The 18869-nt window shown below is 55.2% G+C and carries 23 protein-coding genes and 3 pseudogenes; 11 read left to right on the forward strand and 15 right to left on the reverse strand.

The window, feature by feature from the left end; translation table 11 throughout:
- Window positions 1–6 precede the first annotated feature (6 nt).
- The 4 genes from benA to ACA070_RS12715 all read left to right on the forward strand — a co-directional run bounded on the left by benA (window position 7) and on the right by ACA070_RS12715 (window position 3880).
- Window positions 7–1371: a benzoate 1,2-dioxygenase large subunit gene (gene benA / locus ACA070_RS12700; protein WP_497451411.1), complete on the forward strand. Its 1365-nt coding sequence runs from the start codon at window positions 7–9 to the stop codon at window positions 1369–1371.
- Window positions 1368–1856, forward strand: a complete 489-nt coding sequence (benB, locus tag ACA070_RS12705; protein WP_497451412.1) for a benzoate 1,2-dioxygenase small subunit — start codon at window positions 1368–1370, stop codon at window positions 1854–1856. The genes benA and benB overlap by 4 nt, the downstream gene beginning before the upstream one ends.
- A gap of 10 nt (window positions 1857–1866) precedes the next feature.
- Window positions 1867–2880 (forward strand): benzoate 1,2-dioxygenase electron transfer component BenC, encoded by a 1014-nt coding sequence (benC, locus tag ACA070_RS12710; protein ID WP_497451413.1) that lies wholly within the window; start codon window positions 1867–1869, stop codon window positions 2878–2880.
- A 226-nt stretch (window positions 2881–3106) separates the two neighbouring features.
- A complete protein-coding gene (locus tag ACA070_RS12715; protein WP_497451414.1) occupies window positions 3107–3880 on the forward strand; it encodes a 1,6-dihydroxycyclohexa-2,4-diene-1-carboxylate dehydrogenase in 774 nt (257 codons plus the stop codon).
- A gap of 7 nt (window positions 3881–3887) precedes the next feature.
- On the opposite strand, the gene ACA070_RS12720 is transcribed toward ACA070_RS12715, so the two are convergent.
- Window positions 3888–4250 carry an NUDIX hydrolase gene (locus ACA070_RS12720; protein WP_497451415.1) on the reverse strand — a complete coding sequence of 121 codons (363 nt, stop codon included), beginning with the start codon at window positions 4248–4250 and terminating at the stop codon, window positions 3888–3890.
- A gap of 211 nt (window positions 4251–4461) precedes the next feature.
- Here ACA070_RS12720 and ACA070_RS12725 point away from each other — a divergent pair, with 211 nt between their 5' ends.
- Together ACA070_RS12725 and ACA070_RS12730 are read left to right on the forward strand one after the other, a co-directional pair.
- Window positions 4462–4650, forward strand: coding sequence for a DUF2188 domain-containing protein (locus ACA070_RS12725; RefSeq protein WP_497451416.1), 189 nt, complete (start codon window positions 4462–4464; stop codon window positions 4648–4650).
- A 119-nt stretch (window positions 4651–4769) separates the two neighbouring features.
- Window positions 4770–5117 carry a hypothetical protein gene (locus ACA070_RS12730; protein ID WP_497451417.1) on the forward strand — a complete coding sequence of 116 codons (348 nt, stop codon included), beginning with the start codon at window positions 4770–4772 and terminating at the stop codon, window positions 5115–5117.
- A gap of 72 nt (window positions 5118–5189) precedes the next feature.
- Here the strand turns inward: ACA070_RS12730 and bamE are convergent.
- Window positions 5190–5339 (reverse strand): annotated as a pseudogene (gene bamE / locus ACA070_RS12735) (outer membrane protein assembly factor BamE domain-containing protein); the annotation flags it as partial.
- A gap of 13 nt (window positions 5340–5352) precedes the next feature.
- Entirely contained in the window at window positions 5353–5592 is a 240-nt protein-coding gene (locus ACA070_RS12740) for a hypothetical protein (RefSeq protein WP_497451418.1), read from the reverse strand.
- Window positions 5593–5769: 177 nt separating this feature from the next.
- Between ACA070_RS12740 and ACA070_RS12745 the strand changes: the two genes are divergently transcribed.
- From ACA070_RS12745 to ACA070_RS12755, 3 genes are all read left to right on the forward strand, one after another.
- Window positions 5770–5988 carry a hypothetical protein gene (locus ACA070_RS12745; protein WP_497451419.1) on the forward strand — a complete coding sequence of 73 codons (219 nt, stop codon included), beginning with the start codon at window positions 5770–5772 and terminating at the stop codon, window positions 5986–5988.
- 72 nt (window positions 5989–6060) lie between these two features.
- The gene (locus ACA070_RS12750) at window positions 6061–6396 is read left to right on the forward strand and encodes a hypothetical protein (protein ID WP_497451420.1); all 336 of its coding nucleotides are present in this window, start codon (window positions 6061–6063) and stop codon (window positions 6394–6396) included.
- A gap of 105 nt (window positions 6397–6501) precedes the next feature.
- Window positions 6502–6723 carry a hypothetical protein gene (locus tag ACA070_RS12755; protein ID WP_497451421.1) on the forward strand — a complete coding sequence of 74 codons (222 nt, stop codon included), beginning with the start codon at window positions 6502–6504 and terminating at the stop codon, window positions 6721–6723.
- A gap of 19 nt (window positions 6724–6742) precedes the next feature.
- Here ACA070_RS12755 and ACA070_RS12760 read toward each other — a convergent pair whose 3' ends face one another.
- From ACA070_RS12760 to ACA070_RS12795, 8 genes and pseudogenes are all read right to left on the reverse strand, one after another.
- Window positions 6743–6973, reverse strand: coding sequence for a DUF6555 family protein (locus tag ACA070_RS12760; RefSeq protein WP_497451422.1), 231 nt, complete (start codon window positions 6971–6973; stop codon window positions 6743–6745).
- 469 nt (window positions 6974–7442) lie between these two features.
- Window positions 7443–7631, reverse strand: a complete 189-nt coding sequence (locus ACA070_RS12765) for a hypothetical protein (protein WP_497451423.1) — start codon at window positions 7629–7631, stop codon at window positions 7443–7445.
- A gap of 168 nt (window positions 7632–7799) precedes the next feature.
- Complete coding sequence (locus ACA070_RS12770; protein ID WP_497451424.1) at window positions 7800–9740, reverse strand: acyltransferase family protein; 1941 nt, start codon at window positions 9738–9740, stop codon at window positions 7800–7802.
- Window positions 9741–9971: 231 nt separating this feature from the next.
- Window positions 9972–10301 (reverse strand): AMP-binding enzyme, encoded by a 330-nt coding sequence (locus ACA070_RS12775; RefSeq protein WP_497451425.1) that lies wholly within the window; start codon window positions 10299–10301, stop codon window positions 9972–9974.
- Between the two features lie 297 nt (window positions 10302–10598).
- Window positions 10599–11296, reverse strand: a pseudogene (gene aqpZ, locus ACA070_RS12780) (aquaporin Z).
- A gap of 187 nt (window positions 11297–11483) precedes the next feature.
- On the reverse strand, window positions 11484–12503 hold the full coding sequence (locus ACA070_RS12785) for an AbrB family transcriptional regulator (protein ID WP_497451426.1): 1020 nt from the start codon (window positions 12501–12503) through the stop codon (window positions 11484–11486).
- 118 nt (window positions 12504–12621) lie between these two features.
- Window positions 12622–12975 (reverse strand): hypothetical protein, encoded by a 354-nt coding sequence (locus ACA070_RS12790; RefSeq protein WP_497451427.1) that lies wholly within the window; start codon window positions 12973–12975, stop codon window positions 12622–12624.
- A 33-nt stretch (window positions 12976–13008) separates the two neighbouring features.
- Entirely contained in the window at window positions 13009–13248 is a 240-nt protein-coding gene (locus ACA070_RS12795; protein WP_497451428.1) for a hypothetical protein, read from the reverse strand.
- Between the two features lie 401 nt (window positions 13249–13649).
- Between ACA070_RS12795 and ACA070_RS12800 the strand changes: the two genes are divergently transcribed.
- Together ACA070_RS12800 and ACA070_RS12805 are read left to right on the forward strand one after the other, a co-directional pair.
- Entirely contained in the window at window positions 13650–14168 is a 519-nt protein-coding gene (locus tag ACA070_RS12800) for a hypothetical protein (protein WP_497451429.1), read from the forward strand.
- Window positions 14169–14175: 7 nt separating this feature from the next.
- The gene (locus tag ACA070_RS12805; RefSeq protein WP_497451430.1) at window positions 14176–14622 is read left to right on the forward strand and encodes a DUF421 domain-containing protein; all 447 of its coding nucleotides are present in this window, start codon (window positions 14176–14178) and stop codon (window positions 14620–14622) included.
- A 21-nt stretch (window positions 14623–14643) separates the two neighbouring features.
- Here ACA070_RS12805 and ACA070_RS12810 read toward each other — a convergent pair.
- The 4 genes and pseudogenes from ACA070_RS12810 to ACA070_RS12825 form a co-directional block, all read right to left on the reverse strand.
- Window positions 14644–15780: pseudogene (locus ACA070_RS12810) on the reverse strand (sensor histidine kinase).
- Window positions 15781–16065: 285 nt separating this feature from the next.
- The gene (locus ACA070_RS12815) at window positions 16066–17280 is read right to left on the reverse strand and encodes a zinc-dependent alcohol dehydrogenase (RefSeq protein ID WP_497451431.1); all 1215 of its coding nucleotides are present in this window, start codon (window positions 17278–17280) and stop codon (window positions 16066–16068) included.
- Window positions 17281–17429: 149 nt separating this feature from the next.
- Window positions 17430–17813, reverse strand: coding sequence for a response regulator (locus ACA070_RS12820; RefSeq protein WP_497451432.1), 384 nt, complete (start codon window positions 17811–17813; stop codon window positions 17430–17432).
- A gap of 2 nt (window positions 17814–17815) precedes the next feature.
- Complete coding sequence (locus tag ACA070_RS12825; protein ID WP_497451433.1) at window positions 17816–18865, reverse strand: sensor histidine kinase; 1050 nt, start codon at window positions 18863–18865, stop codon at window positions 17816–17818.
- Window positions 18866–18869: the final 4 nt, after the last annotated feature.

Below are 18869 nucleotides of genomic sequence, written 5' to 3' on the forward strand. Positions count from 1 at the left end.
GCGGCCATGTCCCTGCGACCCGAATACCTTCACTCCCTGCTTGAAGATGACAAAGAAAAAGGCATCTACCGCTGCAAGCGCGAGATGTTCACTGATCCACGGCTGTTCGACCTGGAGATGCAGCACATCTTCGAAGGCAACTGGCTGTACCTGACGCACGAAAGCCAGATCCCCAATATCAACGATTTCTACACCACCACCATGGGGCGTCAGTCGATCTTCATCGCGCGCAACAAGGAAGGTGTGCTCAACGCCTTCATCAACGCCTGCAGCCACCGCGGCGCGACTCTGTGCCGGCACAAGACCGGCAACAAGAGCTCCTACACTTGCCCGTTCCACGGCTGGACTTTCAATAACTCCGGCAAGCTGCTCAAAGTCAAAGACCCGGCCGCTGCGGGTTACCCGGCGAGCTTCAACTGCGAAGGCTCCCACGACCTGACCAAAGTCGCGCGTTTCGAATCCTATCGCGGCTTCCTGTTCGGCAGCCTGAAGGCCGATGTGGTGCCGCTGGTTGAACACCTGGGCGAGTCGGCGAAGATCATCGACATGATCGTCGACCAGTCCGCCGATGGCCTCGAAGTGCTGCGCGGTTCCTCAAGCTACATCTACGAAGGCAACTGGAAACTCACCGCCGAAAACGGCGCCGACGGTTACCACGTCAGCTCCGTGCACTGGAACTACGCCGCCACCCAGAACCAGCGCAAACAGCGTGAAGCGGGCGACAGCAACCCGACCATGAGCGCCGGGACCTGGGCCAAACAGGGCGGTGGTTTCTACTCGTTCGACAAGGGCCACATGTTGCTCTGGACCCGCTGGTCCAACCCCGAGGATCGTCCGCTCTACGAGCGTCGTGATGAACTGGCCCAGGATTTTGGCAAGGCCCGCGCCGACTGGATGATCGAGAACTCGCGCAACCTGTGCCTGTACCCGAACGTGTACCTGATGGACCAGTTCAGCTCGCAGATCCGCATCGCCCGGCCGATCTCGGTCGACCGCACGGAAATCACCATTTACTGCATCGCCCCCAAAGGCGAAAGCGACCACGCCCGTTCGAGCCGGATTCGTCAGTACGAGGATTTCTTCAACGTCAGCGGCATGGCCACCCCGGACGATCTGGAAGAGTTTCGCTCCTGCCAGACCAGCTATCAGGGCAGCGTCACGACGTGGAATGACATGTCCCGCGGTGCCGAACACTGGGTCGAAGGCGCCGATGACGCGGCCAAGGAAATCGACCTGCATCCGCTGCTCAGCGGCGTGCGTACCGAAGACGAAGGCCTGTTCGTGCTGCAACACAAGTATTGGCAGCAAACCATGCTCAAAGCCCTGGCCGCCGAACAGTCCGGATTGATCGCTGTGGAGGCAGTGCAATGACCATCACTTATGACGCCGTGCGCGATTTTCTCTACCGCGAAGCGCGCTACCTCGATGACAAGCAATGGGACGACTGGCTGGAACTGTACGCCGCCGATGCGTCGTTCTGGATGCCGTCCTGGGACGACAACGACGAGTTGACCGAGGACCCACAGCGCGAGATCTCGCTGATCTGGTACGGCAACCGCACCGGCCTGGAAGACCGCATCTTCCGCATCAAGACCGAGCGTTCCAGCGCCAGCGTTCCGGACACCCGGACCTCGCACAACATCAGCAATATCGAGCTGCTTGAGCAGGCCGACGGCCAGTGCAAGGTGCGCTTCAACTGGCACACCCTGAGCTTTCGCTACAAGACCGTCGACAGCTATTTCGGCAGCAGTTTCTACACCCTTGATGTGCGCGGTGAAAACCCGTTGATCAAGGCCAAGAAAGTGATCCTGAAGAACGATTACGTTCGCCAGGTCATCGATGTCTACCACCTCTGAGGCGGCCGTCATGACTCATTCCATAGCATTCAATTTCGAAGACGGCGTCACTCGGTTCATCGACGCTAATGTGGGTGAAACCGTGGCCGATGCCGCGTATCGCCAAGGCATCAACATTCCGCTGGATTGCCGTGACGGCGCCTGCGGCACCTGCAAGTGTTTCGCCGAGGCCGGTCGTTATGACTTGGGCGAGGAATACATCGAAGACGCGCTCACGGCGGAAGAAGCCGAGCAAGGTTTCGTCCTGACCTGCCAGATGCGCGCCCAGAGCGATTGCGTGGTACGGGTGCCGACTTCATCGCAAGTCTGCCGTACGCAACAGGCCAGTTACGACGCCACCATCAGCGCCGTGCGGCAGCTGTCCGACAGCACCATCGCGCTGTCGATCAAGGGCGAGGCGCTGAGCAAACTGGCGTTCCTGCCGGGCCAGTACGTGAACCTCGGGATTCCCGGCAGCGAGCAGACCCGCGCTTATTCCTTCAGCTCGTTGCAGCGTGACGGTGAAGTCAGTTTCCTGATCCGCAACGTGCCTGGCGGCTTGATGAGCAGCTTCCTCACCGGTATGGCCAAGGCCGGCGACAGCATGAGCCTGGCCGGGCCGTTGGGCAGTTTCTATCTGCGTGACATTCGCCGTCCATTGTTGCTGCTGGCCGGCGGTACAGGCCTGGCGCCGTTCACCGCGATGCTGGAAAAAATCGCCGAGCAGGGCAGTGAGCATCCGCTGCATTTGATCTACGGTGTGACCAACGATTTCGACTTGGTGGAACTGGACCGGCTCGAAGCGTTTGCCGCGCGAATCCCGAATTTCAGCTTCAGTGCCTGTGTCGCCAACCCCGACAGCCAGCACCCGCTCAAGGGCTACGTCACCCAGCACATCGAGCCACGGCATTTGAACGATGGCGACGTCGACGTCTACCTGTGCGGCCCGCCGCCAATGGTCGAAGCGGTCAGTCAGTTCATTCGCGAACAAGGCGTCGCGCCGACGAACTTCTACTACGAGAAATTCGCCGCCAGCGCGGCGTAAGTGTTAGCAACGACACCGTCTTTGTAGCAGCTGCCGAGCCTGCGAGGCTGCGTTCGGCTCGGGCCGCGTTCGGACGAAGCAGTCGTGATACTTGAGTGCACAGTCTTCCAGATGCACCGCATGCACAGATCTCACGACTGCTTCGCAGCCGAACGCAGCCTCGCAGGCTCGGCAGCTGCTACAGATAGCCGTTTCCCGCGAAATTGAATTTCGCATGGAGGTATTTATGAACAGATTTCAGGAAAAAGTCGTGCTGATCACTGGCGCGGCGCAAGGCATCGGTCGGCGGGTGGCCGAACGCATGGCCGCCGAGGGTGCGCGGTTGATTCTGGTTGATCGCTCGGATCTGGTGTTCGAGGTGCAGCAACAATTGGGGCAGGGCAGCCAGGTGCTTGCCCTGACCGCCGACCTTGAGCAATACAGCGAATGCAGCCGTGTGATGCGTACCGCCGTCGAGCGCTTTGGGCGTCTGGATGTGCTGGTCAACAACGTGGGCGGCACGATCTGGGCCAAGCCTTTTGAGCACTATGAAGAGCAGCAGATCGAAGCCGAAGTCCGTCGTTCGCTCTTTCCGACCTTGTGGTGCTGCCATGCCGCGCTGCCGTACATGCTTGAACAGGGCAGCGGTGCCATCGTCAACGTTTCGTCCATCGCCACCCGCAGTATCAATCGCGTGCCGTACGGCGCGGCGAAGGGCGGCGTCAATGCGCTGACCGCTTGCCTGGCATTTGAAACCGCCGGGCGTGGGGTTCGGGTCAATGCCACCGCGCCCGGTGGCACCGAAGCGCCGCCGCGGGTCATCCCACGTAACAGCACAGAGCAAAGCGCTGAAGAAAAGGTCTGGTACCAGCAGATTGTCGACCAGACGCTCGACAGCAGTTTGATGAAACGCTACGGCACGCTGGATGAGCAGGCAGGCGCTATTCTGTTTCTGGCCAGCGACGAAGCGTCGTATATCACCGGCATGATCATGCCAGTGGGCGGAGGCGACCAGGGCTGACGCAAACTTACAAGCGACGCTGAAAGGCTTTGACGATTTTAAGCGTGGCGTCGCTTGTGTTCAGGTTTTGGACCGCGTCCAGCGGATACCACATGCAATCGACAATTTCATTTTGTGGCCGGGCCTCGTCCGAGTTGAGCACTGACGCCTCATAAACATGGTGTCGGGTGCCGCCCGTTTCCAGTTCCATCAAATACAGCAAGCCGTCGACTCCCAGCCCTGTTTCCTCCTGGAGTTCGCGCATGGCCGCACCCGCAGTGGTTTCACCGCGCTCGACTTTTCCCCCGGGCAAGGTCCAGCGACACCTGGGTTTGCGCACCAGGAGAACATGCCGGTCCTGCTCGCAAATGACTGTTGCCCGTACTTTCATGTGTTACTAAACCGCCGCCTGTCATCAAACCGTCACAAAAATGCAATATTCAGGCCGGAGCCTCTGTTTAAAGGGTTGGAGTCAGGGGGGCGACAGAAAGTGCAAAGGGATGTCGAAAACCTGGCGCGACGTCTGGTCGGCACCTGGGCAAAGGCCGGGTGTAAGGTAGCCAAGTCAATCGTGGCTTATCACTGCCCAAAAGGAGGTGACTATGAGCGTTCCGATGCTGAATAAAATGCACATGAACGGTTATGAAGTACTCAGCGTAAACAACGGCCCCTGGCGGGTATGCACCAAAGGCGACCGGCTCGGTGCCTTTGGCAGCAGAGAGGAAGCACTGGCCTACGCGGCTGCGCTGCCTGCCTGCAGAGCATCTCGGCGAACTCAGAAATCAGAATGAGCGTGCGTTTAAAGCCCTGGAATGCCGGGGCTTTTTTTTGTCGTAAAAGCACGGTCAGGAGGATTTTAAACGCGGCATTGCGGTGATAGGGTGGCGACTTTTAATCCAAGGACGAACTCATGTTGAAAGGTCGCTGGACTGCACTGGCAGTGTGCTCTGCTCTATGTTTGGCGGGTGCAGGTCAGGTCCAGGCCCAAACGCTTAGCGAAATCCACACCAATCAAAAGGTCTGCGATGCTTTCCGAACATTGGCCGGATCGATCATGCAATCTCGGCAAAATGGCGACTCGAAAGAAAGTTTGCTGGCGGTGAAGTCGGGTAATCCTGAGCACGACAAGTTAGGCGCAATGCTGATCAACGAAGCGTACAACCAGCCCGTCCTCGATTCTCCAGATCTCAAAAGTGACGCAATCAATACGTTCGCTGATAAATGGCGGAACACCTGTAATAAACCGGTTTCCAGCTAGCCCGGTACGCCACCTTGCCTATAACCACCGCCAACCGGTGCCAGGCACCACCGTGCGCTCCGTTATTGATTAAGGCTGACCGCCAATCTGCTGAACCTGGTCCTTGCTCATGCCGGTATCGACTTTTGCGACCAGCGGCTGGTCGCGATAAACGTGCGAATCAGTGCTGCAGCCACCCGTCGCCGCCAGCACGACGACCAGCGCGAATAGTGGCTTGTTCATGACACCGCTCCCGTTAGTGGGCTTTCGTCCGACTGATGACCTTGGCTTTCACCTCTTCGGCATAGCCCGCCAGGCGCTGTTCATCGCCTTGAAACAGGTCGCACAATTTCAGGGCAGCTTGCGCATCCACATCATTACCGGCCTGGCGTAGTTGCTCTGCGATGCGCAAGAGTTCCACTGCTGACCATCTAAGGTCCGACGCAACACTTTGCAGATCGCGCCGAAGTTGGTTTTCATCTTCGTTGAGCCACATGATGACCTCCCGCAAATACCCCTCAACAAAAGAGTAGTCCCGATTAGCCGGAGGGGCGTTTGTTCAGCTGATGCTCAATGGATGGAAAGTACGCCGCTTGTCGGGAGGATGGGCCCGAACGGACAGGCGTGATGTCGTACTGAAGTGGCGAATTTTCGCTAGGCGAGGCAACTTCAAATGACCAATACCGATGATTTCAGATTCCATGCGCAAGCGCTGATTGTTGATCTGGATGCAGCAACCACGGAGATGATGAATCTGATTTCGGCTCATCAGTTGAGCGGTCCGGAGTGGGAGCGGGTGACTCAATGGCAGCATGAAGCCTATGAACGATGGATGGCGTATTTGAACGAAAGGTCCTATCCAGAGCACGGCGATCACAACGCAACTCCTTGAGGGGCGATTCTATAGATGGATGTCTGGTCCGCTACGCGCTACATTTCCCGTTTTTCAGGATAGGGAAGCGTCATGCGGATGTTGATTGGGGGAGTAGCGATGGCGATGCTGGCGGGTTGTTCGCTGCCGGCATCCCTGGTTCCAGGTGAGCCTAACGTCAGCAAATACAGTAACAAGACGCCCAAAGAATACGCTGGATGTCTATTGCCGCTATGGCAGCAGGAAGTTTCCAGAACGACTCAAACTGCAATTTCCAATGGCTACCGGATCAACGCGCCAAGCATCATTACGGCGGACGAGATTCTGGACATCGTGAAATACAAGGACGGCAGTCGGGTTTCGCTGTATCAGGGGCCGCCGTGGGCCAAGTCGGACGCGATGCGTAAAGCGGTTCGCACGTGCTTGTAAAGCTCACTTCTTGTGAACTTCGTTTGTTAGCGCCATCTGTCGGAACCGAGGAACGGTTATTCGCTGGATAACTTCCAAGAGAAAACTGTCCTTGGGAGTTTGGCGATGAATGATGATCAAAAGAAGCAAGCGCTGGCTGCCTGGTACAAGCTTCTCAACGAGCCGGAAATTCGCATGGATTGTGAAGAACAGTACGACGAGTTGCTCAAGGCGGCAGATGAAATGGAGCGTACTGGGCTGATCAACGGCGTGGAATGGCGCATGTTAGTGAGGGAGGCGGGTACTGCATTTGCAAAAGCGATAGAGGGCGTGGGCGGCGGCACCTGAGTGGCCCGCACGCCGGCATTTACGGTAACTCCTCCCAGCTAACCTGCATCAAGCCATATTCCTGTGCATGGCTGCGCAGCGCGTCGAAATTTTGTTGATCGTGATTGTCCCCATACGACAGTCCGATCCCCGAATGCAGGCAAGCGTAGTACCAAGCGTCTGCCTCAGTCATGTAAGAGTCGGGTTGAACAAAAATATGCCGAGTCTTGTTGTAGCCATATGTGATTTGAAAATATCGAGGGCGGGTCATCCGAATCTCCAGGTGCTGTCACTACGACATTGATGGCGTAGTGCCAGTTCCCTCTGTTTTCGGACTTTTATCAGCTTCAGCAAAACGCGAAGTTTTTCATTCAGTCGTGATGCACGCGCTCATGGCGCGCTCAAGCAGGGCGCTCAGCGAGCATGCATTGGAGGCACTTAGTATTGAGCTGCGAGCACTCTTGCTCGGCCTCTACTCGTGTCGGGTAAGTGGTAGGGAGCCTGCGCTTTTCTTCATTGTCGTAGAGGTTGAACCCTATGGGGGCGGTTTTGCAGTAGAAGCGCGTTCCGTTGCGCATTGATCCCGTTTCCGTGGGAATTGCAGGGACGACAACGAATCTTGAAATCATCTTCGCGTACTCCTTCCGAATTCACCTTAACGTGTAGCGGCTACTGGCCACCACCGCAAGGGTGCGCTTGAAGTATCCGATGAACAGACTGATTTTTGCTTGGGGTAGCGGTCAGGAATTCGGATGGCGCCGATCTTTGCCAGAAGGGTTGCCAATGTTTATCAGCCTCCTTTCTGCCAGGACATTCTCAAGTGCCTGGCGATTATCAGGGTCCATCTCATCCGCTCTCTCTTTGAGTGCAAGCAAGATAGGGCTGGACCAGGTGCGATAGGTTTTTTCGGCTTGATAAATGGACGTCATCTATCCTCCTTGATCAGGCGCCCGCTGGAGAATCAGCGCCGTTCGATTCGGTAGAAACCCTAGTTGAGGAAACGTCTTTACGCCAATAAATTGCACTGCAATGGTGCGCCTGCTGATGCGTGGCGGTTCAGCCAGAAGTGGACGATCCCGACTACTATAAACTTACCCCTACAGGTGAACGGTGGCTTCCAACGTCGTCCCGGCAGTACGTGGGGTGGCCACCGGGTCGTGCAGCAACGAGTAGCCTCGGTCCAGTAACGTGCGGCCGATAAAACGCGAACCCACATCATTCAAGTGCGAATCATCCAGGTACAGCAGCTTGCCCTTGATAATCGGGCTGCACACGCCTTCCGGGCAGATCACTTGATTGGGGTCGATAAAGTGCACCTTCGGGTACTTCGCACTTATATCAGTCCAATAGGGCGCCCTGGCGCTTTGTGCGACCGAGCAACTGTGGTCGGTACCGAACATCAAGTGGCGAATCGGGCAACTGGCGGCTTTTTCGATGTGCTGATTCCTCAGGATGACGATGACCTCTTCGCTGTGCTCCGCCACCCGCTTGATACTCGCTTCGACCATGTCTTTGGCAATCGCGTCCCTGGGCCAGATCGCCGCCAGCACCACGTAGCGGTAATGGTTTTGCTCGATCAGGCCGAACGCCCGCTCGTTGCGTTGTGCACAATGGGCGGCGTACACCGCATTCATGTCGACGGTGTAGCCGAGGATCGGCGGGCACGAGTCCATGGTGTAATCCATGATCGAGAGTTTGTCTGGTTTGGCCAGAAGATCGACCATGCCCGTGAAGTGATTGGCAAACGAATCACCGATCATGATGCCGTCCAGCTCTGCTTTTTTGACCCCCAGGCGACACGCGTCATTAGGTGCTGTGCCGTACAGGGCATTGGTGACGTGGCACCCCTTGCGAATCTCGCTCGGCTTCTGCAGGGTCATCGCTTCGAGTAGCGAAACATCAGGGCTGAAACGTTGCGGGAAGCCGTTGAATTGCAGGCTCAGCACCGCCAACGCGGCCAGGCCCAATGCCGGAACGGCGAATCGACGGGCGAAGACCCGGGAAAATTTCCACGTCGCCCCGTTGCGTCGAAAGGGTACCTCGACATAACGCCAGGACAGCCACGCGAGGATGACCGAGACCGCGATCAGCATCGCCCCGACAGGCAAATCGATGGGGATCTCCAGGTAGCTCAGGTAGGCAATCAACGGCCAGTGCCACAAGTACAGCGAATAGGAAATCAAACCGATAAACACCATTGGCCGGCTGGTGAGCAAACGCGAGCGCGTGTCGCCGCTGCCGGCCAGGATCAACAACGCGGCCCCCAGGCAAGGGATCAAGGCGTTGATCCCGGGGAAGGTCGAGTAGGGGTTCAAGGCAAACAGCGAATAACCGATCAGCAGGAAGCCCGCCAGAGCAATGCCATGAGCCGTCAGCTTCCCGATGATGCGCGGTTGATGCAGATAGATCCCCAGCAACCCGCCCAGCATCAATTCGAAAAAGCGCGTAGGCAGCAGATAGTAGGCGGCTGTCGAAAAGATGCCTGCCGCGTATTCTGAAACGCCAACCGCGACGACCACGCCAATGGCCAATACCGGCAGCACGTAACGCGGCGCGAAGCGATAGAGCAACACAATGAATAACGGCCAGAGCAGGTAAAACTGCTCTTCAATACCCAATGACCAGGTATGCAGCAGGGGAGCTTCACTGGCGTCAGCGGCGAAGTAGTTACCGTATTTGACCCAGATATAGATGTTCGAGACGCCCATCAAAGAGAGCAGTGCACTGACGTTGAGCCGGATCAGGTCGACCGGCGAAAGGATAAAGGCCCCGACGATCACAGTCGCCAGCAATACCGTGACCAGCGCAGGAACAATGCGATTGATACGCCGTTGATAAAAACCCTTCAGCGAAAAAGCGTTGCGCTTGACCTCGGAATAAACCTGGGAGGTGATCAAAAAGCCGGAGATGACGAAGAAGATGTCAACGCCAACGAACCCCCCTGGCAACAGGTTGGTGTTGAGGTGATGCAGAAGCACCGCTATCACCGCCACAGCCCGCAGCCCATCGATGTCCGAACGGTACTTGCCCTGTGCCATGTGCCTGACCATCCCTAACGCTGTTTCTATCTGTCGGACGTCCGGCCCATGACGACCACTGTCAAGATTTGGACATAACCCACCTCACATATCATTTGTAGTTGGAAATTTGACGGTTAGCAAAAATGAAAGGCGAAATAACTGCGTCGATTCCAAGAGGCTTGGGAGCCTGCGAAGGTGTCGTCAAAACTGACGGGCTGCGGTGCCGCAAGTTGGGCAGGCGGTGGACTTTCAGCAGTCTCGCGCTCTATTTTTAGGCGAGCCTGACAGCGCCGCGTAGTAGTCCTGGAACTGCTCGCGTAGCTTGATTTTTTGTAGCTTGCCGGTTGCCGTATGCGGCAGCACCTCAACGAAGACCACATCGTCTGGCAACCACCATTTCGCTACACGGGCCTCTAGAAAACCCAGCAGCTCTTCCTTGCTGGCGATCTTGCCCGGTTTCAGGACGACGACCAGCAGAGGTCGTTCCTGCCACTTGGGATGAGCAATACCGATCACGGCGGCCTCCGCCACCGCGGTTGACCCAGTGCGGCGTTTTTCAGATCGATCGAGGAAATCCACTCACCACCGGACTTGATGACGTCGATCATTGCGTGCTGCCCCGTCCGGGGCACACGCTTTTCATTGTGTCGAGATCGGTCCGGTGTGTTGCCACTTCGGCGTGCCACGGGATCGGCCGGCACCGCATTTGCAATTACTCAGGTATTTTTTGCGAGCCATGTTCAGGGTGGTGCCCCCCGCAAAGCCGTGTTCGCTGAAAGTGGGTAACACTTCTGCATAGCAGTTTCGGCCTATGCAGAAGTCAAGAGGATCGCCTCGCCGTATCGACAAGGCTGATCATCACCCGGTGCGAACAGGTTAACGGTTGTTTTTACCCAGCCAGCGATAGGTCACGCCACCGATGACCGCACCCAACATCGGCGCCAACCAAAACAGCCACAGTTGCTCAATCGCCCAGCCACCCACAATCAGTGCCGGGCCTGTGCTGCGCGCCGGGTTGACCGAGGTATTCGTGACGGGGATCGAGATCAGGTGGATCAGGGTCAGCCCAGGCCGATAGCAATCGGTGCCAGACCGGCAGGGGCACGTTTGTCGGTGGCACCGAGGATGATCAGGATGAACATCGCGCTCATCACCAACTCTGTGACAAACCCCGCCGCCATCGAGTAGCCACCTGGCGAATGTTCGCCGTAACCATTGGACGCGAGGCCACCGGCCAGTTCGAAGCCGGGTTTGCCACTGGCGATGAAGTACAGCAGGGGTGCTGCAATCACCCCGCCCAGCACTTGGGCGAAGATATAAGCGGGCAGTTCTCTGGCCGGAAACCTTCCACCCACCACCAGTCCGACCGAGACCGCGGGGTTGAGATGACAGCCGGAAATGTGGCCAATGGCGTAAGCCATGGTCAGCACGGTCAAACCAAACGCCAGGGAAACGCCCAGCAAACCAATCCCCACGCCTGGAAAAGTCGCGGCCAAAACTGCACTGCCGCAACCACCAAACACCAGCCAGAACGTACCTAACAACTCAGTAGCCGAACGTTTAAACAGAGACATAATACGGTGTCCTATCGATATGGAGCCGAAACACTAACGAGAGATGTCCGCTATCGATGTTGGACATTTCCCAAGCGTCACGCTTCATTTTCCTACGCTCTGTTTACGCTGAAGATGGGTGGCAAGTGCTCCGAAAAAAGGGGACGCCTGTTAGCCGGCCTCGACTCAATGCTGACTTGGCAACCGTTCAAACATCTTCCCGCCAGCGCCGCGCCTGCACGATCAGCGCCGGTGCAAAGTGCAGCACCACCATCCGCACCAAGTGATGCGTCAAGATGAACACTACGTTCAACCCGCCACTGAACGCGACGATGGCGATGGTCTCGATTGCACCCGGCATGTAAGCCAGCCACAACGACAACGGATCGCTGCCCAGCACCCGCCCGGCCACACCGGCAAACGCTGCGGCGATCACCAGCATCAGGCCGACGGCGATCAGCCCGGCGCGGCCATGACGGACGAGCTCGACAAAGCTGATGTCCTTGAATTTCGAGCCGATCAGCACGCCGATGAGGACAGAGGCGGAGTCGACACTCCACTGCGGCAGGTGGAACGTTTCGAGATAGCCCAGCTTAATGTAGGCGCCGGTAAGCACGATTGCGGTGAGCATGAACGGTGCCGGCACGCCGACACTCAACAGCAGACGGCCGAGCAACAGGCACAAGGCGATCAGCGATAGCAGGGTCAGCGCCGTGCTCACGTCCAGCGGGCTGCTCTGCGCAAGCGCCACATCGAGATGCCCGGGAATGCAAAAACTGACCAGCAAGGTGATCGACAACAGTCGGACCAGGTGCACGACGATCACTTTGCCGGACGCGCGTTCGGACTCGATCAAGTCGAAGACGGCGGCGAGTGCGCCTGGATACACGGATAACATCGAGTCTTTGAGGTTCCAGCCCGAGACTCTGAACAACCAGAAACCGGCCACGGTGCTCTGGACCGTCAGGCACAGCAGCATGAAACCGAGGCTGGGCAACATGGCCGCCACGGTGTGGTTGTCCCACGAGGTGAACATCAGACCGGTCGCGATCCCCAGCACGATCTGCACGTAGCCAAGACCGAAGGGAAGGGTGGGGGAGAATCGCAGGTTGCTGGCGATCAACGCGGTCGCGAGTATCGAGCCCAGCAACAGGCCGTGGGGGATGCCGGCGTATTGAAGCGCGGTGCCGACGCCGGTGGCGATCAGCAAACACAATAGGGTTTTCATGAGTCGTCCTTGATGTGTGAAGTAAGCCAACGCTTCCATTTGGGCCATGCACGTTTTCCCACTTAACGGCGTGAGGCGTCAAGTACGCGCGTCTCAACGCGGTAAAACGTGATCTCTGTCAGATGCGCCTTAATATCGCGTCTCCCGCTTTGACGTTTATTTTTTCCTTCTGAGTTCGCGAATTCACGCAGCCATCGAGCGGCAAAGCGGCAATTCTGTGCGTGCCGATTGTCATCCCGAAATGAGCTTTCTCACCTGATTCAAAATCAGCAGCATGCTTCCCATCTATGAAAAATCTGATCGTGCAGTTCACCCCGGTTGAGTCATGTAACACCACCAACTGTGCATCAGATTTTTTAGTGAACCCGTAAAGCCTTGAAGGTGGAACGCTGTCAAATTCCTCCGGAATTTTGGCTGCTTGCGAACAACCCATTAGTGACGCGCAAACCACAAGGAAAATGATAGTTCTCATCCCGACCCCTCCTGCAGTACGTAGGGATTTGTGCTAAATGCCTAAGGCAAGAAATCTCAGCCTGCTCTCCGTCACTTCATCGAATTGCACTGCGAGCAATTCACAGCGTTCTAGTGGAAGACCACCCGCGCACATCACCCCCAGCACAAATCCGTTTGCCTTTGCGCCATTTTTCACAGCGACAATCATGGATCCGGCGTTGTTGATGTCTTTGAGAATTCTGTCAGCCTGGCGTCGAATGACCTCAGGCAGATCACTGGTAACTACATTCATAGCCTTCTCCACTTGCCTGTTCGCTGCACGTTTTAGCAATAGGGATTTCTTTGCCGCCAGCAATACTCGACCGGGCTATGTGTGCCAGGTTCGCTTTTTTTCTTCTTCGTTACAGTTTCCTTATCTCCCTTGAAAACATCTGCTCGTTTTGTCGGAAAAAAAGGATGTCCAAAACGGATGAGATGCACGGAATGAACCGGTTTCGCAGGGGTCAATGAATATGACCCTCTCGGACAATTGCTATGTCTATTGTCGGCGACAGGAATGAGTGTATTCCGCCGCGAGCATCGATTCACTGGTTCTAGGTGGCAGGTTCAGCGTTGGGTAGCAGACCACTCATTAGAGCAACTGCCTCATTTTCATCAACGCGCTTTGGCCGGTGAGCGAGGATAGATAAATCCATGACTGACGAATCTCGTCATCCCGATTACCAGAGCCGTGATTATCCCATTCGCGAAGACATGGCTTATCAGGCCAAAGTCTGGCGATTCGAACGATGGGGTTGGTATGCACTGGTACTCATGATTGTGCTCGCGTTATGTGGACTTTTCTCCCGCGGACCGCTGAGCAGTCATGATGCTCATGGAAGCGATGGAAAAGTGAGGGTGCAATATGAAATGTTCCACCGTAATGGATCCTCCAACCCGATGAAGATAACGTTGATCGGTGTGGCAAATGCCCCGGTTGAGCTGGAACTGGCGGGAGAACTACTGGACGGCTTCAGTATTGAAAGCATGCAGCCGGAGCCGATTCGAGCCAGCAGTTCGGGGCAAGGGATGAAGCTGTGGCTGCAAACAGATTTTCAAGGGCGTGCAAGCTTGTACCTAACCTTGCAAGGTGAAGGGTTAGGGCTTTTTCACACACGTATCGCATCACCGGGAGCTGAACCAGTAAATCTGAATCAATTCATTTTCCCTTAGGTGACTTATGGATTCGGTATTGCGCGCTGCGGCGATGTATCTGGCATTAATGGTTCTGTTCAAGATTGCCGGACGGCGCTCACTAGCGGAACTGACGACTTTCGATTTCGTGTTGTTGATGATCATTGGAGAGGCTACGCAGCAAGCCTTGCTAGGGAACGACTTCTCCCTGACTAACTCGGTGCTTGTTATTGTTACTCTGATAGCAATCGATGTTGGGCTTTCACTACTAAAGCAGCGCTCTGCGTGGTTGTCACGATTGATCTCTGGTGAGCCGACGATCATCGTCGAAAATGGAAAGATGCTCATTCATCGTTTGCGTCATGCACGGCTGGTGGAGGCTGATGTGATGGAGGCAGCACGATCAAGCCAAGGAATCGAAACAGTAGACCAGATCAAATTTGCGATTCTGGAACGCAATGGAAAAATTTCGGTGATCCCTAAAGAGATGTAGCGCCGTGAAATTGAAGAATGGTCATCCTTTGAGATGAAGCTTGGGTAACCTGACAAGGAAGGTAGTGCCGTGTTCTTGATTCGATATCACCTCAATGGCACCGCCATGCGAGGCAACGATCTCTGAGGCGATAAACAAGCCCAAGCCCAATCCTTCACTAGGCCCATGGTCGATAATCGAATGCTGGGAAAACCGGCCCATTGGATTAAAAATGAAGGGCAACACGTCGTCAGGGATCGGTTTCCCGCTGTTATGGACGGAGAAAATAACGCTCTGCTCTGAAGCGTCGAGCGACACCTCTATAGGGAACTGGTTACCACCGTGCTGCACAGCATTGCTAATGATATTGGAGAACACCTGCTCCATTCGCGCACCATCAAACTCTCCGTAAGCTGACGCCTTCTTCTCGAAAAGAATATCCGTATTGGGTTGGAACGCCCGGATCTCATCTACGATGTGCTCGCACAGGGGCAATAGGTCCAAGCCCTCCTTTTTGACAGGAATTCCCGGGCCCATCTGGCACCTTGTGAGATCCAATAGATCACCGACAATCTGACTGGCGCGCTTAACGCTGGTGTAAATCTGAGAGGAAATTTTAGTCGCCCTTACGCCAAGTCCCTCCGAGCGCCGCAACACGTCAGCACCGAGCAAAATAGCGCCCAACGGTGTTCGTAAATCATGGCCCAGGATGCCGAGAAAAACGTTGCGGGATGCCTCAACTGCTCGCGAGTAGCTCGCAATGGACTCTGCTAGCGCTTGGTCTATTGCTTCATGAAACCGAGTCATATCTTCCACATCAAGTGGACTGTCAGCCTTGATTTGCTTTAACCACTGGCTGAGTACGCTTGTCCTGAGAGCGCGATACTCCGACACCATTTGATCAATAGTGAAGCCTGCCATCAACCTCGTAACCGCATGCGTTTCCGCAGGCGTTTCCGTATCGGTCGTTGGTGCGTTTCCCTGTGCTTTCGCGATTTGCTCTGCCACCGATTGTTTTGTGCGCAGGTCGAGCACAATGGCATGAAGCATTTGTTCGGCATGATCCCGAAGAGCCTTGGTATCCAGCGGCATGCCTGGTGTGTCAATCGTTCGCGCAAAATCTTCTCAGGCCTGCAGAATTGGCTCAATATTTTCGTTGATAAAATTTGAGAGACGCATGCCTGTATTCCTGGTTGAGAGGCGAACTCCAGACTAGATCGGAAGGGAAGCCCCTAGGTGCAGTAGAGCACGGGTATGTTGTTCGGCATGACCGCCAGTAGAGAACGTAATGCTCTATTGGAGACCTTGTCTTGCGTCTACGAGTATGACTTGGTTTTTTGCCCCCCTTACTCTTTCCGACTCCTCAATGCCATGCGCAGTTCACCAGGCAAAAAAAAGGACGAGATAGCGTGAACATAGGCGTAGTCATCCGGCCCTTTAATAACCATAACCAAGCCTATGTCTTCATACTTGGCTGCGGCCATCGTTCACACGCGTTGAGGGCTGGTCGCCGCCTGGCGTCAGAATGACCTTCCTGCAATCCTCTTCCTTCTTGTCAAAGATCTTGTAGCCCTCAGCGGCCTGTTCCAACGACATTCGATGGCTGATGATGACCTCGGGTGCAAGACGTCCGGTCTCGATGTGCTCAAGAAGTTCGGGTAGATAACGCTGGACATGGGTTTGTCCCATCTTGAACGTCAGGCCTTTGTCGAACGCGTCGCCGAACAGGAACCCATGGATGAATCCGGAGTACACGCCTGGCACACTCACGACACCGCCGCGTCTGACGGCAGCGATGCATTGTCGCAACGCTTTGCCGCTACTGCCTTCCAGTTTGAGCGTAGCCAGCACGGTCTCTGTTGTACTGCCTTTTGCTTCAAAACCCACCGCATCTACAACACCGTCCACACCACGCATGCCTTTGGTTTGTCGAATGATCGTGTCTGCGGGATCGTCATCCTCATCGAAATTGATCGGAATTACGCCGTAGGTTTCTTGTGCGTAAGCCAGGCGATAGGGGTGGTGGTCGACCATGAAAATCTGATCTGCACCCAGCATCCTTGCGCATGCGGCACTTAACAGACCGACAGGGCCTGCGCCGTAAATGGCGAGGCTTGAGCTTTTGCCAATCCCTGCGTTAGTGACGGCTTGAAATGCGGTAGGCAGGATGTCAGAGAGGAACAGAACCTTTTCGTCCGAGAGTGTCCCCGGGACTTTGAAAGGCCCGGTGTTGGCTTTGGGGACACGTACGTATTCTGCTTGCCCCCCAGGTATCCCACCGTACATATGACTGAAGCCGAAGAGTGCAGCACCCGAAGGGATGGCCTTTTTATTCAGAATCGCTCCCCGTCCTGTGTTGGTCGTTTCACACGCGGCGAACAAGTCCATCTGACAAAAGAAGCAGCTCCCACAGGCGATAACGAAAGGAATGACTACACGGTCGCCTGGTTGAACGGCAGTGACTGCTGAACCTGTCTCTTCAACGATCCCCATAAATTCATGACCGAAGATATCGCCATGCTCAACAGTCGGGATCTTTCCGCGATACAGATGGAGATCAGAACCACAAATGGCGGTGGCCGTAACTCGTAGAATGATGTCGTCGCTGTCCTCAATAACCGGGTCGGGAACAGTGTCGACTTTTACGCTATGCGCGCCGTGATAGGTAAGTGCTCTCATGACGTCCTGCTCCTCACATTAGCTTGATGGTAAGCGGGAGAGGAGCAATGACGGATGGAAGTTCAGAGATATGTAGATAGACGAGACTAGCGGTCGATGAGTGGGGCTGCCGTTATGGAGAGGCGGGCGAAGTCAGCGGTCGAGTTCAGTTAATGTAGGTTACAGCTCTTGAATTTGTCTAATCCGCATTTTACTGAGTGAAGCATTGCTTCACACGTCCAGGGTTTGGCTAAAAAACTGATATTGGGGCCAAGCTCGAGTACTTTTTGAACGCCTCCTGAAGTCAATATCATGGGAAGCAAAGGCCACCGAAGTGTCACAATTTTGCTCAGGTCGTACCCATCCAAAAGGCCGGGCATGTTTATATCGCTTACTATCAGGCAAAGTTGATGGGTGCCGCTTTCCAGAAAAACCATTCCATCATCCGCCGAAGCGTAAGAGACGACAATTTCCCCCATGTCCTCGATGATTTCTATGAGCAACATTCTTAGCAGTTCATCGTCCTCCAAAACAAGTACCGACGGAGCGGTCATTGTTATGTACTCCTCTGATTGGCATTTGCAGGCTGCTTAGCAAGCTCGATCGGGAGCGTTACAATAAACTCACTCCCTTTGTCCTCACCTTCACTTCGGCCAATAATCGTCCCACCATGTGCTTCAACCAACTCACGAACCACGGTTAGACCAATCCCCAATCCGGACCCGCAAAAGCCTACAGCTTTGGCGTCCCGCACATACGGATCGAATATGAAGGGGAGCGTCTTTGCGGCGATGCCGATGCCGTCGTCGGAAACACGGATATGTAACAAGTCAGGTTCTAAAGTAACGGATAACTCGACGTTACCTTTATTTGGCGTGTATTTGACTGCATTGCTCAGGAGGTTGTGCAGAATTTGAGTGAGGCGAACCGGGTCGCCATTCATTACCAGCGTTTCATGTGGAAACCTGGTGCGCAATTGCAGAGCTTTAGCCACCATCATTGGGCGGCACGCCTCAATGGCAGCACTGATGATTTGAATAATATCGATATCTGCGCGATTAAGTTGCAGCCTGCCACCGCTGACGCGAGAGACGTCCAACAAATCCTCGACGATGCGAGACAGATGCTGAACCTGTCCTTCAATCAACGCCCGCATTCGGGGCGGTTCAATGCTGGGCACGCTGACCATTCGCTCTGCAATCATGCTGATCGGAGTTAACGGATTACGAAGCTCGTGGGCCACCTTAGCCAGTACACTTTTTTGCGCGGCCAATGCCTGCTCAGCTTTGGATTGCATGTCTTGGGCGTTAAACGCGGCCAAAACAAGCTGCTCGTTAGCTTCAAGCGTTTCCTGACATTGATCTGGTACTCCATCGTGCGGCGCTGTGGAATCTGGATCATCCAGCAGCTTCAACACCAGTTGTTGATTGGCCTCAATCAGAAGTTCAATTTTCTTCTTATCTCTAAGGTCACCCTTTACTCCAATTAGCTCTTTTTCCAGCGATACAAGGAGTTCTCGGGATTGGACGATTTTTTTCCCCAACAGTAAGAGTTCGCGGGCGGCATTTGCCACTCCACGTTCGTTCTCGCTATTGGTCTCACTCATAGGT

Source organism: Pseudomonas sp. LBUM1678 (genome assembly GCF_059695575.1).